This window comes from Klebsiella sp. M5al (genome assembly GCF_002090195.1).
Classification (GTDB): domain Bacteria; phylum Pseudomonadota; class Gammaproteobacteria; order Enterobacterales; family Enterobacteriaceae; genus Klebsiella; species Klebsiella grimontii.
Window position 1 is genome coordinate 2,672,763 of the sequence record NZ_CP020657.1, and the last position, 19,382, is coordinate 2,692,144.

General features: G+C 55.6%; 18 protein-coding genes and 1 pseudogene. 9 read left to right on the forward strand and 10 right to left on the reverse strand.

Annotated elements, in window-relative coordinates; all coding sequences use genetic code 11:
• Window positions 1–125: 125 nt before the first annotated feature.
• From BWI76_RS12825 to BWI76_RS12840, 4 genes are read right to left on the reverse strand one after another with little or no spacing between them, the layout of a single operon-like run.
• Window positions 126–857, reverse strand: coding sequence for a class II aldolase and adducin N-terminal domain-containing protein (locus BWI76_RS12825; protein ID WP_049090307.1), 732 nt, complete (start codon window positions 855–857; stop codon window positions 126–128).
• Window positions 858–861: 4 nt separating this feature from the next.
• Complete coding sequence (locus tag BWI76_RS12830) at window positions 862–1,692, reverse strand: ABC transporter substrate-binding protein (protein WP_064371716.1); 831 nt, start codon at window positions 1,690–1,692, stop codon at window positions 862–864.
• 23 nt (window positions 1,693–1,715) lie between these two features.
• Window positions 1,716–2,588, reverse strand: coding sequence for a phytanoyl-CoA dioxygenase family protein (locus tag BWI76_RS12835; RefSeq protein ID WP_064371717.1), 873 nt, complete (start codon window positions 2,586–2,588; stop codon window positions 1,716–1,718).
• A gap of 27 nt (window positions 2,589–2,615) precedes the next feature.
• Window positions 2,616–4,136 carry an amino acid ABC transporter permease/ATP-binding protein gene (locus BWI76_RS12840; RefSeq protein ID WP_064371718.1) on the reverse strand — a complete coding sequence of 507 codons (1,521 nt, stop codon included), beginning with the start codon at window positions 4,134–4,136 and terminating at the stop codon, window positions 2,616–2,618.
• Between the two features lie 486 nt (window positions 4,137–4,622).
• Here BWI76_RS12840 and BWI76_RS12845 point away from each other — a divergent pair, with 486 nt between their 5' ends.
• The 6 genes from BWI76_RS12845 to BWI76_RS12870 all read left to right on the forward strand — a co-directional run bounded on the left by BWI76_RS12845 (window position 4,623) and on the right by BWI76_RS12870 (window position 10,099).
• Window positions 4,623–5,540 (forward strand): LysR family transcriptional regulator, encoded by a 918-nt coding sequence (locus tag BWI76_RS12845; RefSeq protein ID WP_004139133.1) that lies wholly within the window; start codon window positions 4,623–4,625, stop codon window positions 5,538–5,540.
• A gap of 169 nt (window positions 5,541–5,709) precedes the next feature.
• Complete coding sequence (locus tag BWI76_RS12850; protein ID WP_004139131.1) at window positions 5,710–6,969, forward strand: flavin-containing monooxygenase; 1,260 nt, start codon at window positions 5,710–5,712, stop codon at window positions 6,967–6,969.
• A 23-nt stretch (window positions 6,970–6,992) separates the two neighbouring features.
• Window positions 6,993–7,427: a RidA family protein gene (locus BWI76_RS12855; RefSeq protein WP_004139129.1), complete on the forward strand. Its 435-nt coding sequence runs from the start codon at window positions 6,993–6,995 to the stop codon at window positions 7,425–7,427.
• Window positions 7,424–8,098 (forward strand): DUF1028 domain-containing protein, encoded by a 675-nt coding sequence (locus BWI76_RS12860; RefSeq protein ID WP_004139127.1) that lies wholly within the window; start codon window positions 7,424–7,426, stop codon window positions 8,096–8,098. The genes BWI76_RS12855 and BWI76_RS12860 overlap by 4 nt, the downstream gene beginning before the upstream one ends.
• Window positions 8,091–9,260, forward strand: a complete 1,170-nt coding sequence (gene argE, locus BWI76_RS12865; RefSeq protein ID WP_004139126.1) for an acetylornithine deacetylase — start codon at window positions 8,091–8,093, stop codon at window positions 9,258–9,260. The genes BWI76_RS12860 and argE overlap by 8 nt, the downstream gene beginning before the upstream one ends.
• Before the next feature lie 23 nt (window positions 9,261–9,283).
• Entirely contained in the window at window positions 9,284–10,099 is an 816-nt protein-coding gene (locus tag BWI76_RS12870) for a phytanoyl-CoA dioxygenase family protein (protein WP_004139123.1), read from the forward strand.
• 159 nt (window positions 10,100–10,258) lie between these two features.
• On the opposite strand, the gene BWI76_RS12875 is transcribed toward BWI76_RS12870, so the two are convergent.
• The 3 genes and pseudogenes from BWI76_RS12875 to BWI76_RS12885 all read right to left on the reverse strand — a co-directional run bounded on the left by BWI76_RS12875 (window position 10,259) and on the right by BWI76_RS12885 (window position 12,652).
• On the reverse strand, window positions 10,259–10,795 hold the full coding sequence (locus tag BWI76_RS12875; RefSeq protein WP_004139122.1) for a dihydrofolate reductase family protein: 537 nt from the start codon (window positions 10,793–10,795) through the stop codon (window positions 10,259–10,261).
• Window positions 10,796–10,867: 72 nt separating this feature from the next.
• Entirely contained in the window at window positions 10,868–11,986 is a 1,119-nt protein-coding gene (gene asd / locus BWI76_RS12880) for an aspartate-semialdehyde dehydrogenase (protein ID WP_004139120.1), read from the reverse strand.
• 125 nt (window positions 11,987–12,111) lie between these two features.
• Window positions 12,112–12,652: pseudogene (locus tag BWI76_RS12885) on the reverse strand (hypothetical protein).
• A 192-nt stretch (window positions 12,653–12,844) separates the two neighbouring features.
• On the opposite strand from BWI76_RS12885, the gene tsaA reads away from it, so the two are divergent.
• On the forward strand, window positions 12,845–13,315 hold the full coding sequence (gene tsaA, locus BWI76_RS12890) for a tRNA (N6-threonylcarbamoyladenosine(37)-N6)-methyltransferase TrmO (RefSeq protein ID WP_074168740.1): 471 nt from the start codon (window positions 12,845–12,847) through the stop codon (window positions 13,313–13,315).
• Window positions 13,316–13,424: 109 nt separating this feature from the next.
• Here the strand turns inward: tsaA and BWI76_RS12895 are convergent, their stop codons facing one another.
• The 3 genes from BWI76_RS12895 to BWI76_RS12905 all read right to left on the reverse strand — a co-directional run bounded on the left by BWI76_RS12895 (window position 13,425) and on the right by BWI76_RS12905 (window position 16,802).
• Window positions 13,425–13,784, reverse strand: coding sequence for a pyridoxal-phosphate dependent enzyme (locus tag BWI76_RS12895; protein WP_198169615.1), 360 nt, complete (start codon window positions 13,782–13,784; stop codon window positions 13,425–13,427).
• A 191-nt stretch (window positions 13,785–13,975) separates the two neighbouring features.
• On the reverse strand, window positions 13,976–15,622 hold the full coding sequence (locus BWI76_RS12900) for a thiamine pyrophosphate-dependent enzyme (RefSeq protein ID WP_198169616.1): 1,647 nt from the start codon (window positions 15,620–15,622) through the stop codon (window positions 13,976–13,978).
• Window positions 15,623–15,857: 235 nt separating this feature from the next.
• Window positions 15,858–16,802, reverse strand: a complete 945-nt coding sequence (locus BWI76_RS12905; protein WP_064371833.1) for a LysR family transcriptional regulator — start codon at window positions 16,800–16,802, stop codon at window positions 15,858–15,860.
• A gap of 372 nt (window positions 16,803–17,174) precedes the next feature.
• On the opposite strand from BWI76_RS12905, the gene BWI76_RS12910 reads away from it, so the two are divergent.
• Entirely contained in the window at window positions 17,175–17,981 is an 807-nt protein-coding gene (locus BWI76_RS12910; RefSeq protein WP_077265777.1) for a VOC family protein, read from the forward strand.
• Between the two features lie 17 nt (window positions 17,982–17,998).
• Window positions 17,999–19,372 carry a 4-hydroxyphenylacetate permease gene (gene hpaX / locus BWI76_RS12915; protein ID WP_004139105.1) on the forward strand — a complete coding sequence of 458 codons (1,374 nt, stop codon included), beginning with the start codon at window positions 17,999–18,001 and terminating at the stop codon, window positions 19,370–19,372.
• The last annotated feature ends 10 nt before the right edge of the window (window positions 19,373–19,382 follow it).

A 19,382-nucleotide genomic window follows, 5' to 3' on the forward strand; every position in this document is an offset into this window, starting at 1 on the left:
GTTCCCCGGCGGCGGCTGATGTCTTACCGGGGCTACAAGCTGCTCGGCGCCTTGAATCCGGCACGACCCTGCAGGCCCGGTAAGGCGCCAGCCGCCACCGGGCGTTTTTCTCCGGGAGTAAGCCGTCAGTCCAGCAATGACGGGTCGGCGTCGATCATCATCTGCTTCATCTCTTCAAAATGCTGGCGTGAAAAGTCGGCGATCCCCTCCCAATCCTGCGCGGTTTTCTCCGCTACCGCAGCGGAGAGCACCTTCAGCGGCTGCCCCGTTGACCAGGCGGTCACCAGAATCTGACAGGCGCGCTCCAGGGTCCAGATATCATCGAAAGCCTCGCCAATCGACGGCGCGGTCACCAGCACGCCGTGATTGCCCATCAGCAGCCGGCGCTTATCGGCCAGCAGCGCCGCCAGACGCGCGCCTTCCGCCGTGGTATCCGCCATACCGCCGTATAACGTATCGACGGCCAGCCGATTAAAATAGCGCGCCGTATTCTGATCGATCGGCGGGATATGCGGCGTCTCGAGGCAAGCGACGCTGGTGGTATACACCGGATGCAGGTGCAGCACCACCCGCACCTCCGGCAGGCGCTGGTGGATTTGCCCGTGAATCGCCCACGCCGTGGCGTCGACGTCAGATCGCCGGGCGCAGGCTTCATCATCGGCGTCCAGCAGCAGCAGGTCGCTGGCGCGGAGGCGCGAAAAGTGTTTCCATTTCGGGTTCAGCAGGAATTTTTTGCCGTCCGCCGAGAGGGCCGCGCTAAAGTGGTTGGCCACCGCCTCGTGCATTCCGAGATGGGCGATGATACGAAAGGTCGCCGCCAGGTCGATGCGGGTCTGTTCTTCATAAGACCGGGCCATGTCGTTACTCCGCTTTTGGCATCAGGGTTTGCAGGTCCTCCGGCGTCGGTGCCTGGAAGTTATATTTCTTCAGCAGCGCGGCGTATTCCGGCGTCGCGCTGTATCTCTTCAGCCCTTCCTCCAGCGCGGTTTTCACTTCGCTATTGCCTTTTTTCACCCCAAAGCCGTTGAGCACCGGATAAATCAAGGTTTCGGAAGAGATCGTCACCCGATCGCCAAGCTTATCAATCACGCCGCGCGCCACCGCCGCATCGGTGATTTGCGCCTCAACCGCCCGCGACAGCAGCGCCTGGGTGGTTTGCGGGTCGGTGGTATATTCGCTAAGCGCTATCGGCTTCAGGCCCTTTTTCACGCAGTAGTCGGCGGAGAGCTTTTGCAGCTGCGCCAGCCATGAGGTCGCGCCCATAGAGCCAATTTTATGACCGCAAAACTCTTCCGGCGTTTTCGGCTGATAGTCGCTGCCTTTCAGCGCGAGGATCGCTTCGCCGCTTTTCAGATAGGGCACCATATCGATAACCTTCAAACGCTCGGCGGTGATGTACATCGACGAGTTGGTGATATCGAAGCGTCCGCCCTGCAGACCCGGAATCAAATTCGGAAACCGGGTATCAATATTCACCGCCTCGCGGCCCATGGTTTTCGCCAGCCCGGCGAGAAACTCGATATCGAACCCGGCGGGCTTGTTGTTTTCCATATATTCATACGGGAAAAAGGTCATATCCGAACCGGCGGTGATTTTCCCCGGCTGCTGGAAGGCCAGGGCGCTAAAGGACGACAGGGCGCCGGCGGCGCAAAGGAGCAGGACAGCAGGGCGCAAAGCATTAATACGTTTCATAGAACCTCCAAAGAGTGGGCAAATTACATGCTGGCGCGATCGGTACCGGCCTGCTGGACGAAAAAGGATGCGCCGCGCGGTTTTTGCGGCAGACGTAAATGATTAACGGTACTACGCACCAGGCCGCTCTCTTCGCCGGCAACCATCTGCCCGGCGTGAAGGCTGGGCAGCGGATTTTCGCCGAACGGCAGGGCATCTTCCGCTGCGTAGACGCTGATAAACAGCGTGCGCGGGAGGTCGGTTTCATTAGGGCTGGAGGCGTGAAGCAGGCGGGTATGCATAAAGCACACTGAACCCGCCGGGCCGAAACAGGCCTGCGGCTGCTGGCAGTGGGCTTCTTCGACCTGCGGGTCCACGGCGCCGGTAAAACGCGCGTTTTGCCAGTGGGACCACAGCGGCCCCTGGTGGCTTCCCGGGACCACGTTGAGCGGACCGTTTTCCGGCGTCACTTCGCTAACCATCAGCAGGGCGGTGATAATGTCGTCGTTGCTGTGGGGGGTGAACAGAAAATCCTGATGCCATTTCACCTGCGTAGCGGTGTGCGGCAGCTTGGAGTTGATTTTGCTGTGATGAAAACGGGTCCCGCTGCCGCCGATGAGCTGGCCGGCAATCGCCGCCATCCGCGAATCAAGGGCGGCGCGGCGGTAGGCGGCGGAAATCTCGGTGGGCGAACTCACCCGGCGCAGCGAGGGGTGATGCGGCGCGTGATCGCTTTCGAGGTCGAAGCGCGGACGGCCGTCCAGGGTTTCGCCCCACGCCTCGCTATGCTGGCGGCTCTCTTCGACCCAGGCGTCAAAATCGGTCTGCAGCAGAGCCACCTCCTCGGCGGAGAGCACCTCTTCAACAACCAGAAAACCCTGCTGATGAAACTGTTCGATTTGCCACTGCGTGATCATATTTTTCTCCTTTCGGGAACGGAGGCGTTAAGCCAAAGAGACATCTTTCAGGAAGGCGTCCACGCGCGGATGCTGGCCGTCGCGCATTGCCTGAGGCGTGTCGTCGCAGACCACGCGTCCTTTTTCCATAAACACAATTCGGTCGGAAACCTTAAAGGCGAAGTTCATCTCATGGGTGACGATCACCATGGTGATACCTTCATGGGCCAGCGATTCGATAACCTGCAGAACCTCGTTAACCTTTTCCGGATCCAGCGCCGAGGTGGGTTCATCGAACAGCATAATTTGTGGGCGCATCATCAGGGCGCGGGCAATCGCTACCCGCTGCTGCTGGCCGCCGGAAAGCTGATGCGGATATTTCCACGCGTGTTCCAGCATCCCGACTTTATGCAGCAGTTCGCAGGCGTGCTGCTTAAGCTCGCCTTCGCTGGCGAGATGGTGATAGCGAGGCGCCAGCAGCAGGTTGCCGAACACAGTCAGGTGGGGAAACAGGTTGAAGCTCTGGAAGACCATGCCGATATTCTGGCGATGCTCGCTGTTCTCCATAAAACGCGGCTTCTGCTGCCCCTGGCGGTTGAGGTGAATAAATGGTTGACCGTTGATTTTGATCTCGCCGTTATCGATCTGCTCAAGGCCGTTCAGCAGGCGGATCAGCGTGGTCTTACCGGAGCCGGATGGGCCAATGACGGAGACGACTTCGCCGGGCTGAATTTGCAGGCTGACCGCGCCCAGCACTTCGACATTGTTATAGGCTTTATGCAGCTTAGACGCCTGCAGCGCCGGCTCCTGCGCGACGCTAACGCTGCGGGCCATTGCCGGACGTCGCGCCGTGGCCATTTGCTGCATTTCTTCATCCACCGGACGCGTGGTTTTACGTTGCGTGACGTCGAGCCAGGTCTCGAGGCGCTTAAGCAGGAAATCAAACACCGTGACGATCAGGATGTAGTAAAACGCCACCGCCGCCATGGTCTCCATGACGAGGAAATTCTGCGAATAGAGGCGCTGGCCGACCATTAAGATCTCGGTCAGGGAGATAACCGACACCAGCGAGCTGAGCTTGACGATGGCGATATACTCATTGGCCAGCGCCGGTAGGGCGACGCGCAGCGCCTGCGGGATCACCACGCGCCACTGGGTGCCGGCATAGCGCAACCCGAGCGCGCGGGCGGCTTCGCTCTGTCCTTTCGGAATCGACAGCAGCCCGCCGCGATGAATTTCAGCAATATAGGCGGCTTCGCTCAGCACCATCGCCAGCAGCCCGGCCCAGAACGGGTCGTTCAGCACCGGCGCGAAGGAGGGCAGCGCCTGCGGCATGTTGTAGACAAAAATCAGCAGCACCAGCAGCGGCATGCTGCGAAACAGCCAGATATAGAGGCGGGCAGGCGCGTTAAACAGCTTGCGCGGCGACTGTTTGGCCAGCGCCAGAATAAATCCCAGCACAATGCTGAAAGCCCAGGTCAGCAAACTTAATTTGATGACGGTCCAGGTGGCCTGCCAGAAATCGACATCGCTGAGCAGGCTTAACATATAGTTCCAGTTAAACGTCATGGGCTATTTCACTCGCCATAATTAACGGAAATTAAGGCGATTCCCCTGTTCTAAAATGGGGAGCCGCCGGCGTTCATCTTGCCCTGACACTATGCTGGCACTGTTCGACCGGTGGCAATTAGTAAATTTTTGGCCTTTAAGTTTAAAAAAACTATACAGCTATATTAACCCCAAGGAATTTAACGCAATTAATGAGAAACAGCATTGAAACAACTTAAAAACAATCGCCGTTATTTTTAAACCTGATTTTTGGCAAAGCGGTAATTTGTGCAATATTGGGGCGTGCCGCGGGCAAATAAGGTGCAGGGCGATGCTTTATGGTGCAAAACGCGAAATCAGGCAAAAAAGAGGGCGGGTAATTAAATAGAGGCGGCGGTTATTTGCCGACGATATACAGCGCAAACGGTATGGCACGATGCTTGCAGGCTGCTTATTGTAAAACTAAGCCCGTTCGCAATAAGACAATATTTTATCAATGGTGACGCGATGAACCGATTTACCCTCAAACAGCTTAAGTATTTCGTGACGGTGGTGGAAACGGAGAGTATCGCCGAGGCTTCCCGCCAGCTGCATATTGCCCAGCCGTCGATCTCCATTGCTATCAAAAACCTGGAAAGCACCTTCGACCAGCAGCTGTTTATTCGCCACCACGCGCAGGGCGTATCCCTGACCTCAAGCGGGCGGCGCTTCTACGATAAAGCTAAAGAGCTGCTGCGGCTGTCGTACGAGTTTGAGCAGAACTCGCGGGCGGATAAAGAGCTGGTATCCGGGACGATTTCCGTCGGCTGCTTTGAATCCGTGGCGCCGCTGTATATGCCAAAACTGGTGGCGGGATTTAAAAAAATGTATCCCGAAATCACTCTCCAGCTCTACGACGGCGAACAACATGAGCTGATGCACGGCCTGCATCGCGGGCGTTTCGATCTGGCGCTGGTCTACGATCTGGAACTGGGTCATTCCATTCATAAAGAGCTGCTGAACGCTCCGCACAAGCCCTATGCTTTACTGCCTGCCTCTCATCCGCTGGCGCAGAAAAAAAGCGTCACGCTGCAAGAGTTAAGTCGTGAGCCGATGATTTTGCTCGATGCGGTTCCCAGCAAAAACTATTTTGTCTCAATATTTAAAGAGAAAGGTTATCACCCGGAAGTGGCCTACAGTTCACCCTCTATTGAAATGGTGCGCTGTATGGTCGGGCAGGGATTAGGCTTTTCGGTCCTCGTGACTCGTCCGCTATGCGATATGACCTATGACGGTGAAAAGCTGGTGCAGCTGGATATTGCCGACGAGATGCCCGCGTCGACATTAATTATGGCGCACCTTGCCAATAATGAACCCACGCGCCCGACGCAGCTGTTTATGGATTATTGCCGCAGCATAGAATTAACGCCCCATCAGCACGCGTAATGTAATTAACGCGGCCGCAAGCGTTATTTTCCCGCTGCGTTATCCAGCCTCGTAAATTTCTATTCAGACGATCGTTTTATAATAATTTACCATTTCATCACACTTACTTAACCTGAGCTCTGTCAATCCCGGCGGATAAGCCGGACAACCGTGCTTGAAGGACACAGACATGACAGAGCAGATTACAGAGATCGATACCCTGGTGGTGGGCGCGGGGCAGGCGGGCGTCGCGATGAGCGAGCATCTGACGCATCACGGCATTCCCCACCTGGTGCTGGAAAAAAAGCGCATCGCTGAGGCCTGGCGCAGCGGCCGCTGGGATTCGCTGGTGGCCAACGGCCCGGCCTGGCACGATCGGTTTCCCGGCATGACCTTTCCCGGCTGCGACGCCGACAGCTTTGTCGCCAAAGAGCAGATTGCCGACTACTTCGCCGCGTATGCCAAAACCTTTAATGCACCGATCAAAACCGGCGTTGAGGTCTTTAGCGCAGAGCGCTTAAACGGCCGTCCGGGGTTTCGCGTGGAAACCTCGCTGGGCGTGTTTGAGGCGCAGCGTATTGTCGCCGCCACCGGGCCGTTCCAGCGCCCGGTGATACCGGCCATCGCGCCGCAGGATAGCGCAGTGGAGCAAATCCATTCCGCGCACTATTTCAACCCGCAGCAGCTTGCGGAAGGCGGCGTGCTGGTGGTTGGTGCGGGATCGTCCGGCGTACAAATCGCCGAAGAACTCCGCCGGGCGGGGCGCGCGGTGTGGCTCTCCGTCGGCGCCCACGATCGCCCGCCGCGCCGCTACCGCCAGCGCGATTTTTGCTGGTGGCTGGGGGTATTAGGCTTGTGGGACGCGGCGGCCAACCAGCCCGGTAAAGAGCACGTGACGATTGCGGTTAGCGGCGCGCGCGGCGGTCATACCGTTGACTTTCGCCAGCTGGCGCACCAGGGGATTACCCTGGTCGGGCAAACGCACGGCTTTACCGAGGGTAAGGCGGTGTTCCGCGACGATCTGGCGGACAACATTCGTCTCGGCGACGCCTCCTATCTGGCGCTGCTCGACGCTGCGGATGAGTACATTGCCCGCAACGGACTGACCCTGCCGGAAGAGCCGGAAGCGCGCTTCTTTCTGCCTGACCCCGATTGCCTGACCCAGCCGCTCGCTGAACTCGACCTGGCAAAAGCGGGCGTGCGCAGCATTATCTGGGCCACCGGCTACACCACCGATTACCGCTGGCTGAAGGTTAACGCCTTTAATGGACAGCAGCGCCCGCAGCATCATCGCGGCGTTTCCAGCGAACCGGGCGTCTATTTCCTTGGCCTGCCTTGGCTCTCCCGCCGTGGCTCAACCTTTATCTGGGGCGTCTGGCACGATGCGAAATATATTGCCGATCAGATTGCCATTCAGCGCCAGTATCAACGCTACCAACCTTCCTGCTAACGCCTGATTTGAGGACGCGACCTATGCCAACCCATACCCGTATTCGGATGTTTAACACCAAAGAAACCTATCCCAATCAGACGCTCAATAACGATCTGTGCCAGGCGGTGCGCGCGGGAAATACCGTGTACGTTCGCGGCCAGGTGGGTACCGATTTTGACGGTAATTTGATCGGCCTGGGCGACCCGCGCGCCCAGGCGGAACAGGCGATGAAGAACGTTAAACAGCTGCTGGAAGAGGCCGGCAGCGATCTGACGCATATCGTGAAAACGACGACCTATCTGATCGACCCGCGCTACCGCGAACCGGTGTACCAGGAAGTGGGGAAATGGCTCAAAGGCGTGTTTCCCATTTCGACCGGCGTGGTGGTGTCGGCCCTCGCGCAGCCGCAGTGGCTGATGGAAATTGACGTCACGGCGGTGATCCCTGACGACTGGCATGCGCAGGAGGCACCATGACCCTTTCAATTTCCGCCCTGTGCCCGGAGTCGGGTCAACTGGGCATTGCGATTAGCTCATCCAGCATTGCGGTCGGCGCCCGCTGCCCGTGGCTGCTGGCGGGCGTTGGCGCGGTGTCCAGCCAGAACATCACGCTGCCCGCGCTCGGACCGCAGATCCTTGCCGGGCTTGAGGCGGGGCTCACGCCGCAGCAGGCCCTGACGCAGGCGCTGGGCGAAGACCGGTTTAGCGATTATCGCCAGGTGGCGGTCATCGACGCCAGCGGCGAGAGCGCCGTGTTCAGCGGCGAACATACGCTCGGCATCGGGCGGGTGGCGCAGGGTGAGAACTGCGTGGCGGCGGGGAATATGCTGGCCAACCCGCAGGTGATTACCGCCATGACGACGGCGTTCGAAGCCGCCACCGGCGAACTGGCCAGCCGCCTGATTGCGGCTCTGCAGGCGGGCATCGATGCGGGCGGCGAAGCCGGGCCGGAGCACTCGGCGGCGCTGAAAGTGGTGGAGGATTACGCCTGGCCGGTGGTGGATTTACGCGTCGACTGGGCTGAGGATCGCCCGGTAGCGGCGCTGGAAGCGCTGTGGCTGGCCTATGAACCGCAGATGGAAGCGTACATCACCCGCGCGCTGGACCCGCGCGAAGCGCCGACCTACGGAGTGCCGGGCGATGAGTAACCGCCTGCGTGAGATCCTCGGGCAGCTGCTGGCGTTTGATACCACCAGCCGCGAGTCGAATCTGGCGCTGATTGCCTGGATCGGCGACTTTCTGCGCGCGCGCGGCGTGACGTCGCAGCTGTTTTATGACGACGAAGGTCGCAAGGCGAACCTCTATGCCCGCCTTGGGCCATCCGGCCCCGGCGGGGTGATGCTCTCCGGTCATACTGACGTGGTGCCGGTGGATGGCCAGGCGTGGACGGTGCCGCCGTTCGCCCTTACCGAACGCGACGGGCGTTACTACGGTCGCGGCAGCGCGGATATGAAAGGATTTATCGCCTGCGTGCTGGCGTCGCTGGAGGCGTTTCTGGCCGCGCCGCTGCGGATGCCGCTGCATCTGGCATTCTCTTATGATGAGGAAGTTGGCTGTCTGGGCGTGCGCAGCCTGGTGGATTTTCTCCGCGCCTCCGCCGAGAAACCGGCGCTGTGTATTATCGGCGAGCCGACCGACATGCGCCCAGTCTATGGGCATAAAGGCAAGCTCGCGGTGCGCTGTCGCGTGGAAGGCCACGCCTGCCATTCGGCCTACGCCCCGCAAGGGGTTAACGCGATTAGCTACGCGGCGAAGCTGATTTACCGGCTGGATGCGCTGGGCGAAAGCTTTTCGCAACACCTGGACCGCCGGTTCTCGCCGCCGTCAGGCACGCTGCAGGTGGGGACGATCCGCGGCGGCGAGGCGCTGAATATCGTTCCGCAATCCTGCTGGTTCGACTTTGAAATTCGCTATTTACCCGGTACCCGTCCGCAGGCGGTCACCGACGCCCTGGGCGATTATGCCCGCGAGCAGCTGCTTCCGGCGATGCGCAAGGTGGCGCAGTGCAGCGACATTCATTTCCAGACGCTGAGCCACTATCCAGGTCTGCTGAGCGACCCGCAGTCAGCGTTCGCCCGCTGGCTGGCGCAGTGGTGCGGCAGCGATGATTTCACCACCGTCGCCTACGGCACCGAAGGCGGCCTGTTTGACGAGGCGGGCGTCGCGACGCTTATCTGCGGGCCGGGCAGCATGGCGCAGGGCCATAGGGCGGACGAATATATCAGCATCCCCCAGACGGAACGCTGTCTGGCCATGCTGGATAACCTTTGCGCCTGGATGCGCGCCGATCCCTCCGATTCACTTCGCTGATTTATCAACACAGGATGGCGACTATGCAAAACCCGAATTCCTCGCTTATTGATCAACAGACCGTCGACCGCTGGCAGACCGACGGCGTCGTGCTACTCAAAGGCGTGTTCACGCCGTGGATAGACAGCCTGTCGCGCGGCGTCTCCGCGCTGATGGCGAACCCCAGCGAATATGGCCATGCGCGAACGGTAATCCCGGAAGACGGTTCGGCGCCGTTTTTTCAGGACTATTGCAACTGGCAACGAATCCCGGAATTTCGCGATTTCGTTTTTCAGTCGCCGGCGGCGGAGATCGCCGCGGTGCTGATGGGGTCGCAGACGGCGAAGTTTTTCCACGAGCACACGCTGGTGAAACAGCCCGGCGGCAGTACGGTGACGCCATGGCACCACGATCAGCCCTATTACTGCGTGGAAGGGCGGCAGAACGTGAGCCTGTGGATCCCGCTCGATCCGGTAGCGGAGGAGATTTCGCTGCGCTGCATTCGCGGTTCCCATCGCTGGGACGATGAGTTCAGCCCAACGCGGTTTAACGGTTCAAAGCTCTATTCCCACTCGCGTTTTAAAGAGCTGCCGGATATCGATGCCCATCAGGAGGATTACGATATCGTTAGCTGGGCGCTGGAACCGGGCGATGCAGTCGCTTTTCATTTCCGCACGCTGCATGGCGCCAGGGGTAATTCAAGCACCCGCGCGCGGCGGGTATTTTCCGCCCGTTGGGTAGGGGATGATGCGACATTCGCCGACCGCGGCGGCGTGACCTCGCCGCCGTTTCCGGGGCTTAAGCTTCGCGACGGAGAGCCGCTTGTCGCCGATGAGTTTCCGCTGGTCTGGCCGCGGTAGCGGGCCCAGACCACGTTGCGGATAGCGGTTTTCACTCACTGACTGAGGGGATTGAAGCCCATTCCCTCTTTTATTTTTTCAACATTCTCTCTGGGTGTCAGTTTTTCTATTAAAGTCACTGCCAGATTGAGAGCGGTCGCCGCTATGTTGATATACAGTTTATGACGTCAGCCGATAGTGCGACTGCACCAGTCCCGAAGGAAAGCTACGGCTTGATAACAGAGTCAAATCGATATCCCTGGTCAGGGAACCGAACAGCGGTTTTCCCGAACCGAGCAGGACAGGAACGGTAGTGATAATCATATCGGCGACCAGCCCTTCGCGCAGGAACGACTGTATTACTTTCCCGCCATCTATATAGACGCGATGCGCGTTCTGTACCGTCAGGTCAGCAAGCACTTCCCCTGGCGTGCGGCTTGAGAACTGCACTTTGTCCTTCAACGCCTCGGGCACGGCGGTCGCGGTTAGCTGTCGGGAGAGAACTAGCACGGGGCGATCGTAAGGCCACTGGTCAAAGGTCAGCGCCTTCTCATAGCTGCCCCGACCCATAACGATCCAATCTTTGTCCGCGATGAATGCGGCATAGCCGTGATCTTCTGTCGGGTCATCGCGCTGCAACAGCCAGTCGATATCGTCATCCTGTCGGGCGATATAACCATCAAGGCTGACCGCGATAAAAACATGTGTGGTGACCATCAAGTGCTCCGTATACAGCTTGTATTTATGCCGTTGAGTTTAGGGGGAGGTGTGTTGTCCACATAATATGATTCACGCTTTGCCAGACAGAATATTCAACATGCGGCGCAATGGTTCCGCTGCTCCCCACAATAGCTGATCGCCGACCGTCAGGACCGAGTAGATAGGTTCATTGTTTAGCGACATTTTCTTGTAACGGCCAATACCAACCTTAAGCGAACCGCTGATATGGGCTGGTGTCAGGGTACTGACACTCTCTTCCTTGTTATTGGGCACATAGTTAACCCAGGGGTGGGAATTCATCACTAATTCTGCAAATTCCTCTTCGTTGACTTCACGCTTGAGCTTAAGGGTTATAGCAGCGCTGTGGCAGCGGATCACGCCGACGCGTATGCATAAGCCGTTTACCGGGATCGTACCGGGAGACAGGCCTAAAATTTTGTTGGTTTCAGCCTCACCTTTCCATTCTTCACGGCTGTTGCCATCCCCTAAATCGCTGTCAATCCAGGGAATGATGCTGCCCATCAAAGGTGCACCGAAGTTCTGGGTCGGCATATCAGCGCTGTTAATCAATTCACTGACCTTATTAACTAACGGGAGCACTGAACCTGAGGATGCCAGCTCATCCGGAGATAAATGGCGGCTTATGTAAGCACTTTGCGCAATGAGTTCCCGTACATACTGTGCACCAGCACCCGATGCGGACTGGTAGGTCATCACACTCATCCATTCGATCAAGTCAGCCTTTATCAACCCAGCCAGCCCCATAAGACTCAGCGTAATGGAACAGTTGCCGCCGACAAAAAGTTTAATACCTTCTTTAATTGCACGATCGATATTGTTGCGGTTGACGGGGTCGAGAATAATGCAGGCTTTCTCATCCATCCGCAGCGCTGAGGCCGCGTCAATCCAGTAGCCTCCCCAGCCATGGTTAAGCAAATTAGGGTATATTGCTTTGGTATAATCCCCACCCTGGCAGGTTATGATGATGTCCATTTCGGCCAGCGCACTCACGGAATTAGCATCTTTAAGTGTGTAGCTGATGCCATCAATGACAGGGCCGGCGGCTCCCGCACTGGAGGTGCTGAAAAAATGCGCTGATATATTGTCGAAGTCGTTCTCTTCGATCATTCGCTGTAGCAAAACAGAACCGACCATTCCTCGCCAACCTACAATGCCAACCTGCTTCATTTGCTTAACCTTAATTACGTTATTAAAATGTTAATTTTCTTCGAAACACGTTATATCTCATCTCAAATTAAAGGTCATTACGAATAACATCCGATTTCGTCATTATTAAAATGTTTCATATAGCATCAGCGATTTTTATCTCTTTCACAGCTAAAAATCACTTCCGGAATAAGGAGAACATCAGCATGGCTGAAGTAGAAGTCTTTATTGCTGATATGTCTCGGTGCTGCGAAATGCTCAGGGCATATCACATCCGATTCCGGCACCGCGAACTGCACTTTTTGGTGTGCAGTGACATCGAATGGAAACACTTTCGTATAGATCTCCGTCGAGCTGATCGATTTCTGTCTCTGCAGGCTCAGCGGCGGCTGCAGCAACAGTTTCATTCAGTCAGGTGCGGACGTTCCGGTCGGTGATTTCCCCTCCGTTGTGCTTGCTTTTTCCGTGTGGTGTTTCAGCGTGGTCAGTTGAACAAAAGGACAGGGCGGCGCCCGTGAAACAGCGCCTGCGCTTCGTTAATCCGGGCGCCGGTATTCCAGAGCGTGGCCAGAAGTATCTTACGATGAAGATCCGGCACGTAGTGGTGCAGAGCGCTGACTGTCGGCACCTGGGCAGTTCATCTTGCACTATGGCTATCTGCAAGAGTGCAAGCGCTGCAAGCAGCATTCTTGAAGATCTGGCGTCAGAAAAGTGGGAACTACAAGTTACGGAAGAGCTCGTTTCACTCGGTTAATAACATTTACCTTGAAAGCATTATTTTTCTGTTGCATCTATTTAATAGTTAATTCAGGATGGTTTTTGTCGTCGACGGCTACTATGTATATAAAATGGTGAAATATTGACGCAAAGGAATTTCATATGAAAGAAATTAATCTGTACGCAATAGGTGGAATTACTTTGGCTGATGATAAAGTAAAAATCATTCTGCATCCTCCTTACCGATCTGGATTAAAAGGAATAGAAGGCTATAGTCATGTTACTCTATTATGGTGGTGTGATGGTTACGATGATAAATCGTCTCGTCAGACTGTTATTACATCAACTCCTTATACTGAAGATGAAATGGGAGTATTTGCCACTCGCTCTCCGCAAAGACCGAATACAATAGCGTTTACAACAACAGAAATATTGCATGTTGATTTAAACGCTGGATTGCTCATTGTATCCTGGATTGATGCGGAAAATGGTAGTCCAGTTATAGATATTAAACCTTACATTCCCAGTTTAGATCGTGTCGAAAATCCCATAACCCCTGGGTATTTATCTGGCTGGCCCAGTTCTTTAGAAAAGTCTGCTGATTTTGACTGGTCTTCAGTTTTAAATTATTGATAAAGCCGGAAACCCATATCTCAATCACAAACCTCTTCCATGAGCGGGATAGAAAGTTTTATCCGTAATGCTTTATATTAGTGAACAGGCTTTGTTGAATAAGTCAGGGTTAGCTGACAACATGGATCATGTATATATCGTGAATGCGCGAGGGCTTATCCCAGTCCCCTATGGGGTGGGGATCTGCTGTTGCAAAATACTGGCATGGAGATAGTGAACAATATTTGCTCCGCTCAGTATCACTGCCACTTTCATGATAGATGCGAATGGCATGGCAAACTTCATCATCTGTGACCCTTATAATGCGTTCTGCACCGCGCTGAATCATGGCAAATGATTCCGCCAGAGGCATACGACAGGCAAGGCCATCGGCCATCGTATCGGCGCTTAACGTCGTGATAATTTTCCCTTGTTCCAAGCTTTGTGCAAATGCGTCGGCCTGGTCAGAGACAACGCCCACTACCTGCATAGGCTCGTCCATCATACGTGAGTGGCCGGAAGCCTGGAGCGGCGGTGCTGCGCGGTCGCCGTATCGTGGTCCAGGCTTGTACGGGCTGCCATTTCCTGCTTTTCCCGGAATCTCAAGAAAACAGTAAACATGCTTAATAATGCCAGAATATATTAAGTAGCATATTCAGGCTTCCTTGCCCTTGTCTCTCGTCAATCATTAAACTGCGGGTGGAGAAATTTCCACGGGCTGCTGTCGCTGCCGCGCGCTACCGCTACTTCAATTAACACCGGTTTATCAGCGGCGAATGCTTGTTCCAGCGCCTGGCGCAGCATTTGCGGCGTAGTGACGCGTATCCCCTGCACGCCGAAAGCTTCAGCGAACTTCACGAAATCCGGATTTACCAACTCAGAACCAATAAAACGGCCGGCGAAGCTCTGCTGCTGATCGCGGTAAACATTGCCATAAGACTGGTTATTGAATACCACGGTGACCAGATTAATGTTGTACTGCACTGCCGTTGCCAGCTCCTGAGCGGCAAACATAAAACCGCCATCGCCGCAGATAGACAATACCGCTATGCCGGGATTGGCTACTTTAACCCCCAGCGCCGTCGGGAAGCCGTAACCGAGAGTTCCCTGATGGCCGGAGGAAATAAAAGTGCGCGGCTGGTAGATCGGTAAACCAAAGATAGCGGTAAATCCGACCTGTGATACCTCGTCAATGAAGATCCCATCGCGCGGCAGTACTTCGCGAATTGCCTGTAAATAACTGACCTGCGGCTGGATTTTCTTAATGGATGCGGCGGCGATTTCTTTGGTTTCCGCCAGCGTCTGGTCGCGTCGCGGCGGTGTCCCGGTTGCGCTAACGGCGCTAATCAATGCCCGGGCGCCGTCAGACGCATCGCTGATGATATTGATATCCGCCTTCAGGCGTCGCACTTCGCCGGCATCAATATCAATGCGAATAATTTTCAGTCCCTGAGGACGGTAATTCCAGCGAATATCCAGCAGCTCAAAGCGTGAACCGATCACAATCGCCACATCGGTCTGCGGCCAGAGACGCGCCCCGGAAACCACGTTGAACCCCAGCGGATGATCGTCAGCCATAATCCCACGGCCGCCGCGGAAACTGACCACCGGCGCGCCAAGAGTTTCGGCCAGCTCCCTCACTTCCGGCGCTGCATCTGAAGCACCGCTGCCGACAAATATCATCGGCGCCCGGCAGTTCTGGAGAAGTTTCGCTGCCGCGTCGATGGCATCAGTATCTACCGGCGGTTTCGGTTTCCGCGCCAGCGGCGCAACACCATCCACCCGCGCCGTACGGGTGAAGAAATCCCATCCCGCCTGTAGCGCCACCATCCCTTGTCTGCCGGATGTCATCTCCTGAAACGCGCGGGCAACCAGCCACGGCGCGTCGCAGGGCTGCTCAATGTGGGCACTCCATTTTCCGATATGACCGAGGATATCAAGCTGACGTGGTAGCTCATGTAGCTGACCGCGCCCACGGTCTTTGTAAGCCGATTCGACATCGCCGGTCAGAGCCAGTACCGGCGCATTACAGCCGTGGGCGGTTAACAGTGCCGCACTGGCGTTAAGAATCCCAGGCCCCGGGACCACGGCGCATACCCCGGGTTGTCCGGTGGATCGGGCATAGCCGTAGGCCATATAGGCGCTGGTTTGTTCATGCCGGGCGCCAATCGTGCGAATTGCTTCTCTGTGGCGCGCTAAGGCATCGGTCAGTCCATAAATTTGCGCGCCGGGTAAGGCAAACACAGTATCCACATGGTGGTGTTTCAGGCCATTAACGATAGCATCTCCGCCCGTCATATGCTGCGGCGTATTCTGGTCATTATTCATATTAAGATCCTCATTCATGATTAGCGGCTGGTGAATGGCGCGTAATGCACTTCCATATGCTCTCTGACTGATGAGTAAACTCCGTTATTAAATAAATAATCAGGCTTCCTGATGTCCTTTTGATAATTAATTTGCGGCGCTAGTGATGTGGTAAAAAATACTCCTCCGGATATCTGTTATTACGTTAGCAGTCATCGGCACCGGCGAACATGTCGGCCCGGGAATAGTTGCCATGTCAATATGACATGTTTTGACTCCCGGGATTTAACGACGCCGACGCCTGACAGTGCTGATAGACAAATTGCCGAAACCACTGATGTTCCGGGGAGTTATGAGTTCGGCGGTGCCAGACAACCCAATAGCGAAAACGCCAGGTGGCGAAATCCAGTGGCCGCCAGATTAATGGCCGTGTTCCAACACTGTGCTCCAGTAAATATCGGGGGATGGTTAACAGGTTGTCCGATTGCGCGGCCACGTCCAGCGCAGCGGAGAAAAACGGAACCGACAGACGAATTACCCTGCTGACCTGTTGCCGTTTCAGGTAATTATCAATAAAACCGTCTTTATCGCCGCCGCCGCTAATTTTAATATGCGACCAGTTAAGATAATCGCTAAGGGTAATTTTTTCCGCGCTGGCAAGTGAGTGATCGCTACGTAAACAACAGACCGGAATATCATCGCCGATGATTCGGCCATGAAATTCCGGCGGTGCATCTTCAACCAGCGTGGTGGCGAGGTCCACCTTACCGCTGGACAGCCAGTCGTAACGATTGGGTTGCCAGGTCAGATAATCAATGCAAACCCGTGGCGCGACTTGCCCCAGGTGACGGATTAAGTCCGGCAGAATGTGTGTGGCGACATAATCGGAGGCCGCAATGGAGAACCGGCGGGTACAACTCCCGGGATCGAAGATCAACGGCTGCGCCAGCGAGTCGAGATTTTGTAATATCTGGCTCAGCGGGGCGAGCAGCGCACTGGCTTTATCCGTTAACAGAAACTGTTTCCCCTGACGAACCAGCAACGGATCATCAAAGGCGGCACGATAATGGGCTAACTGGCGACTGAGGGCCGACTGGCTGCTGCCCATGGTCGCGGCAGCGTGGGTCAGGTTGCGCTGTTCAAGAATAACCAGCAGGGTTTTCAACTGGATAATACTCAATGAGGAAAACAGTGAATTCATGCGTTTCTCGCTTTCGCTTATCATTAGTTAAACCACAATGTCCTCATTTTTATCGCAGGCCAACACTATTAACATATTAATAATCTGGTCTGGATCACAAATCAGAGAATTTGTCTTTTTACACATTTATTAGATATGTTTCTAATACAATGAAATTAAACATTATTTTATCTTTGTACCCCTTAGCCTTGCCCGGATTAATTTAAAATAAACTGCTTGATATCGCCTGGATAAAGGCTTAAATAAATAAAACGTTAACATATTAATAAATGCATAATAAACCCATGGGCAAGTGTCCGCGGCTGGCTGTGGCCTGTCGCCGTGGTGCAAATTGCGCTGATATGCACATCGATAACCCTGAGAGACCCTACAATGACGATTGAAAATGTAATAGCCACTGTACCGGCACCGGATATTTTGCGCTGTGCTTATATGGAGATACAGGTTACCGACCTGCGGGCCGCCCGCGAATTCTATGTCGATATTCTCGGCCTGACGGTCACCGCAGAGGACGACCAGCATATTTACCTGCGCTCCATCGAGGAGTTTATTCACCATAACCTCGTTCTGCGCCAGGGGCCTATTGCCGCCATGACGGCCTTCTCTTTCCGGATGCGTAGTCGGGAAGATGTCGACAGGGCTGAGGCCTGGTTCCGGGCCCGGGGATGCCGGAAAGAAGGATTCACCCGCGGGATAGGCGATTCCGTACGCGTTGAAGATCCGCTCGGCTTCCCCCATGAGTTTTTCCACGATGTTCAAAATGTTGAACGCCTGACATGGCGCTATGATCTCCATACCCCCGGCGCGCTGCGTAAATCAGACCTGATTGAGCGCGGTCCCGGCCGGCACGGGGTTTCTAATGCCTTCTATCTCTACCTGCGCGATCCTGACGGCCATCGTATTGAGATCTACACCCAGGACTATTACACCGGCGATCCGGACAACCCGGTGATGAGCTGGGATGTTGACGACAACCAGCGCCGCGACTGGTGGGGTAATCCGGTGGCCGCGAGCTGGTATACCGAAGGCTCACTGGTTCTCGATCTGGATGGCAACCCCCAGCCGGTCACAGAGCGCAGCGAGCCGAGCGAAATGGCGGTCACTATCGGTGCCGATGGTTTCTCTTACACCCGTAAAGACGATGTTCTGGAAGGTTTCCGGCTCGGCAACAGCCTGTAACGGTCAAGGAGAGAAGTATGTCAACGTTAGCTCAATCTGCGCAGGAGAATCACGCGACGGCCGATGAACAGCGGGTAATGAGTAAGCTGTTCCGCCGCCTGGTGGCGTTCCTGTTCGTTTTATTTGTATTCTCCTTCCTGGACCGCATCAATATCGGTTTTGCCGGGTTGACCATGAGCCAGGATCTGGGGCTGACCTCCACGATGTTTGGCCTTGCCGCGACGCTGTTTTACGTCACCTACGTGCTGTTCGGAGTGCCGAGCAATATTATGCTCAGCCGGGTTGGGGCGCGGCGCTGGATCGCCGTCATTATGGTGGTCTGGGGCGTGGCGTCTACCTGTACCCTTTTTGCCACCAGCGCCGGTACGCTGTATGCGCTACGTATGATTGTCGGTGTTGCTGAGGCTGGCTTTGTGCCGGGTATTCTGCTGTATCTCACCTGGTGGTTTCCGTCCTGGTATCGGGCCCGCGCCAACGCGCTATTTATGATCGCTATGCCGCTGACGATGATGTTCGGATCGATGCTTTCCGGCTATATTCTGGCGCTGGACGGGGTGATGAACCTCAGGGGCTGGCAATGGTTATTCCTGCTGGAAGGGCTGCCGTCGGTGATCCTTGGCGTAGTGACCTGGTTTTATCTTGATGATAAACCGGCGGATGCAAAATGGCTGAACGCTGATGAAAAACAGACTCTTCAACGGATGATGGAAAGCGATCGCAGCGTCAACCGGAAGATGTTGACCCGCCGGCCCGTTTCGCTGTGGCGCGAAGTTTTTACCCCGGTAGTAGTACTCTATATTCTCGCCTACTTCTGCCTCACTAATAGTCTCAGCGCCATCAATATCTGGACGCCGCAAATCCTCAAAAGCTTTAATGCCTCCAGCAGCAATATTACCGTCGGTCTGTTGGCGGCGATCCCCCAGTTTTGCACCATCGTGGTGATGATGTGGTGGAGCAAACGTTCCGATCGCCTCAAAGAACGTAAGCGTCATACCATCTACCCTTACCTGTTTTCCGCCGCTGGCTGGCTGCTGACATCGCTGACCGCTCATCCGCTGATTCAGTTGTCGGGTCTGATAATGGCCTCAGCCGGAGCATTCACCGCCATGACGCTGTTCTGGACTACGCCCGATCGGGCGATCAGCGTCGGCGCTCAGGCGGTTGTGCTGGCGACTATCAGCGGCGCGGGCAATATTGGCTCCGGGCTTAGCCCACTGCTGATTGGGGTAATGCATGATATGACCGGGAATTTTAATGCCGGCTTGTGGTTTATGGCTGGGTTACTGGTTATCGGCGCGCTGGTACTGGTATATATACCGATGGGCGGGGTGCAGGCGGCGACCAGAATCGTCTGCGATAAGCCCGTCGGCCGTCGGCCCTTCTGGCAGTGATTCGCCGCCG

Excerpts from the sequence above, each read along its gene's own strand:
- BWI76_RS12825 (WP_049090307.1), bottom strand. The coding sequence starts at position 857 with ATGGCCCGGTCTTATGAAGAACAGACCCGCATCGACCTGGCGGCGACC.
- BWI76_RS12830 (WP_064371716.1), bottom strand. The coding sequence starts at position 1,692 with ATGAAACGTATTAATGCTTTGCGCCCTGCTGTCCTGCTCCTTTGCGCC.
- BWI76_RS12835 (WP_064371717.1), bottom strand. The coding sequence starts at position 2,588 with ATGATCACGCAGTGGCAAATCGAACAGTTTCATCAGCAGGGTTTTCTG.
- BWI76_RS12840 (WP_064371718.1), bottom strand. The coding sequence starts at position 4,136 with ATGACGTTTAACTGGAACTATATGTTAAGCCTGCTCAGCGATGTCGAT.
- BWI76_RS12845 (WP_004139133.1), top strand. The coding sequence starts at position 4,623 with ATGAACCGATTTACCCTCAAACAGCTTAAGTATTTCGTGACGGTGGTG.
- BWI76_RS12850 (WP_004139131.1), top strand. The coding sequence starts at position 5,710 with ATGACAGAGCAGATTACAGAGATCGATACCCTGGTGGTGGGCGCGGGG.
- BWI76_RS12855 (WP_004139129.1), top strand. The coding sequence starts at position 6,993 with ATGCCAACCCATACCCGTATTCGGATGTTTAACACCAAAGAAACCTAT.
- BWI76_RS12860 (WP_004139127.1), top strand. The coding sequence starts at position 7,424 with ATGACCCTTTCAATTTCCGCCCTGTGCCCGGAGTCGGGTCAACTGGGC.
- argE (WP_004139126.1), top strand. The coding sequence starts at position 8,091 with ATGAGTAACCGCCTGCGTGAGATCCTCGGGCAGCTGCTGGCGTTTGAT.
- BWI76_RS12870 (WP_004139123.1), top strand. The coding sequence starts at position 9,284 with ATGCAAAACCCGAATTCCTCGCTTATTGATCAACAGACCGTCGACCGC.
- BWI76_RS12875 (WP_004139122.1), bottom strand. The coding sequence starts at position 10,795 with ATGGTCACCACACATGTTTTTATCGCGGTCAGCCTTGATGGTTATATC.
- asd (WP_004139120.1), bottom strand. The coding sequence starts at position 11,986 with ATGAAGCAGGTTGGCATTGTAGGTTGGCGAGGAATGGTCGGTTCTGTT.
- tsaA (WP_074168740.1), top strand. The coding sequence starts at position 12,845 with ATGAAAGAAATTAATCTGTACGCAATAGGTGGAATTACTTTGGCTGAT.
- BWI76_RS12895 (WP_198169615.1), bottom strand. The coding sequence starts at position 13,784 with ATGCAGGTAGTGGGCGTTGTCTCTGACCAGGCCGACGCATTTGCACAA.
- BWI76_RS12900 (WP_198169616.1), bottom strand. The coding sequence starts at position 15,622 with ATGAATAATGACCAGAATACGCCGCAGCATATGACGGGCGGAGATGCT.
- BWI76_RS12905 (WP_064371833.1), bottom strand. The coding sequence starts at position 16,802 with ATGAATTCACTGTTTTCCTCATTGAGTATTATCCAGTTGAAAACCCTG.
- BWI76_RS12910 (WP_077265777.1), top strand. The coding sequence starts at position 17,175 with ATGACGATTGAAAATGTAATAGCCACTGTACCGGCACCGGATATTTTG.
- hpaX (WP_004139105.1), top strand. The coding sequence starts at position 17,999 with ATGTCAACGTTAGCTCAATCTGCGCAGGAGAATCACGCGACGGCCGAT.